The following is a 3,151-nucleotide window of genomic DNA, read 5'->3' on the forward strand; positions in this document are numbered from 1 at the left end:
GGCCGCCTTCGTTTAACGCAGCGGCGCCGTAACTGGCTTCCCGGGCCCCCCGCCTGCGCGGGGGCGACGTATTGTTATCGGGCGATCGCGGCCTTCAGCTTGTCGGTGAGGTCGGTGCGCTCCCACGGGAAGGCGTCGCCGTCCGCGGTGCGGCCGAAATGGCCGTAGGCGGCGGTCTGTTTATAGATGGGCTTGTTGAGGCCGAGGTGGGTGCGGATGCCCTTGGGTGTCAGCCGGACGAGCTGCGGCAGCGCCTGTTCGAGCGCGGCTTCGCTCACGCCCTCAGCGCCGGTGCCGTGCAGGTCGACATAGACCGACAGCGGCTCGGCGACGCCGATCGCATAGCTCAATTGGATCGTGCAGCGGCGCGCGAGCCCTGCGGCGACGATATTCTTGGCGAGATAGCGCGTGACATAGGCCGCCGAGCGGTCGACCTTGGTCGGGTCCTTGCCGCTGAACGCGCCGCCGCCGTGCGGGCTGGCGCCGCCATAGGTGTCGACGATGATCTTGCGGCCGGTCAGCCCGGCATCGCCGTCGGGGCCGCCGATCTCGAAGCGGCCGGTCGGGTTGATGTGATAGACGGTGTTCGCGGTCAGCAGTTCGGCGGGCAGCACGTCGGCGATCACGCCGAGCACATATTTGCGAAGCTCCTGATATTTCGCCTCGTCGCCCTCGCCGCCGTGGAAGAAATAGCCCGGCGCGTGCTGGGTCGACACGACGATCGCGGTCGCCTCGACCGGGCGCTCGTTGGCGTAGCGCAGCGTGACCTGGCTCTTCGCATCGGGTTCGAGGAAGGGCGCGATGCCCGCCTTGCGGTCGGCGGCCATCCGCTCGAGGATCTTGTGGGCATAGTCGAGCGTCGCGGGCATCAGGTCGGGGGTTTCGTCGGAGGCATAGCCGAACATGATGCCCTGGTCGCCCGCGCCCTCGTCCTTGTCGGCGCTCTCGTCGACGCCCTGCGCGATATGCGCCGACTGGCCGTGGAGGTTGTTCTCGAAACGGAACTGGTTCCAGTGGAAGCCCGATTGTTCGTAACCGATTTCCTTGACCGTCTTGCGGACGGTGGCCTCGATCTCGTCGAGCGCGCCGGGCGCCCATTCTCCATCCTCGAACACGCCCTTGCAGCGGATTTCGCCCGCCAGCACGACGAGCTGCGTCGTGGTCAGCGTCTCGCATGCGACGCGCGCCTCGGGATCCTTCGACAGGAACAGGTCGACGATCGAATCCGAAATCTGGTCGGCGACCTTGTCGGGATGGCCTTCGGAGACGCTTTCGGAGGTGAAGAGGAAGCTGTTGCGCATGGAAGAGGCCTTTTGGGTTATTCGATATAAAGGATGCTTTATGTCGCGCCGCTGTTAGCGCCCGCGCCGCCGAAAGGCAATGGCGGCCGCGAGCAGCAGCAGCGCAAATCCGACCGGCAGCGCATTGCCATGGCGCGCGAAGAGCGTCGGCGCATGGGCCCTGGGAACGAAGGTGTCGATACGCCCGGCAGCGTGCATCGGCAGCGAATCGAGGACGCGGCCGTCGGCGTCGATCACCGCGCTGATCCCCGTCGGCGTCGCGCGGACGACGGGCAGCCCTTCCTCGATCGCGCGGAGCCGCGCCTGCGCCAGATGCTGGGGCGGACCCCAGCGTCCGAACCAGGCGTCGTTCGAGGGATTGAAGATGAAATCGGGGCGGTGGGCGCGGTCGACGACCTGCCCCGAAAAGATGATCTCGTAACAGATCTGCAGCCCGACCTTGCCGAAGCGGCCGAGGTCGAGCGTGTGCGGGCCGGGGCCGGGCCAGAAATCCACGTCGCCCGGCGCAAGGCGCGACAGGCCGATCGCCGACAGGATCGGCCGCATCGGCAGATATTCGCCATAGGGGACGAGGTGCGCCTTGTCGTAGCGCGCGCCGAGCGTGCCGTCGGCGTGGACCGTCATCACCGCGTTGCGCGCGCCGACGACATTGCCGTCGCGTCCGAGTTCGAGCTTCAGCGCGCCGAGCAGCATGACGTCGTTCGCGTTCATCAGGCCGGTCAGCCGCCCGCGCGCCTCGGCGGGCGAGCGGTCGTAATAGACGGCGGGATAGCCGGTCTCCAGATAATCGGGAATCGCCGCCTCGGGCCACAGGATCAGGCGCGGCGTGTCGTCCTTCGGCGCGGTCAGCCGCGCGAGCTTGGCGAAATTGGCGTCGGCCTTTCCCCCCTCCCATTTGTCCTGCTGGCCGACATTGGGCTGGACGACGGTGATGGGGATGCGCGGAGGGGCGTTCCGGACCTTGCCGTTGATCGCGACGCCGACATTGGAACTCGCGACGCTGGCAATGGCGGCTGCGGTGAACAGGATCGGAAGCGCCGCTATGAGTGTCGCCGCTTTCCATCGCCGCGCCGAAAGCAGCAGCAGCGCGCCGGCCAGGAGAAGGATCAGCGCGCCTAGTCCGTAGGTCCCGATCCAGATCGCCGCCGAAGCGAAAGAACCGGCCGCAACCGCGCCCAGCGGATTCCATGCAAAGCCCGTAAACACCCAGCTTCGCAGCCATTCGGTCAGCGTCCACAGCGCGGCGAAGGCGAGGATGAAGGACAGCGTCGCCCCCGCCCTGAGCGCCCGCCCTGGGGGCAGTCGAAGGGCGGGGGCGACGAACTTTTGGATGGCCCACGCCCCCCACGCGGCAAGCGCCGGATACACCGCCAGATAGAGTGACAGCAGCACCACCGCGACCCACCCCAGCCACGCGGGCATCGCCGCCTGATAGGTGAAGGCGGTCGCGATCCAGTTCAGCCCGATCGTGAAATGCCCGACCCCGAACGCCCAGCCCACGCCGAACGCGCGCCGCCCTTTGGAGCTCCGCGCGACGAGCGCCATCCAGCCCGCAAAGGCGAGCAAAGTCAGCGGCCAGAGGTTCAGCGGCGCGAAGCCGGTCGCCGACACGGTGCCGAGCAGCAGGGCGAGGAGCTTCGGCCAGCGGTCGGCGAAAGCGATGATGCGGGAGGAGGTCGCGGTCACGCGCGCTGCTTTAGCGGCGCGGCGCGCGGCTCACAATGGCACTTGCGTCTCGCAGGGTAGCGATCCCTCGGCCGGTTTCGAGCGACAAGCGACATTCCCCATCGCACACCTTCGTCATTCCCGCGAAAGCGGGAACCCAGAGCGTGCGTCGGCTGACCCCACAC

At 67.7% G+C, this 3,151-nt stretch carries 2 protein-coding genes; both read right to left on the reverse strand.

The window, feature by feature from the left end:
• Window positions 1-74: 74 nt before the first annotated feature.
• Entirely contained in the window at window positions 75-1,301 is a 1,227-nt protein-coding gene (gene metK / locus OJI97_RS00010; RefSeq protein WP_297659485.1) for a methionine adenosyltransferase, read from the reverse strand.
• 54 nt (window positions 1,302-1,355) lie between these two features.
• Window positions 1,356-2,987, reverse strand: a complete 1,632-nt coding sequence (lnt, locus tag OJI97_RS00015) for an apolipoprotein N-acyltransferase (RefSeq protein WP_297659487.1) — start codon at window positions 2,985-2,987, stop codon at window positions 1,356-1,358.
• Between the last annotated feature and the right edge of the window lie 164 nt (window positions 2,988-3,151).

This window comes from Sphingopyxis sp. (assembly GCF_025869345.1).
GTDB lineage: Bacteria > Pseudomonadota > Alphaproteobacteria > Sphingomonadales > Sphingomonadaceae > Sphingopyxis.

Bases quoted from the DNA above. Each gene is read 5' to 3' on its own strand.
- metK (WP_297659485.1), bottom strand. From the start codon at position 1,301: ATGCGCAACAGCTTCCTCTTCACCTCCGAAAGCGTCTCCGAAGGCCAT.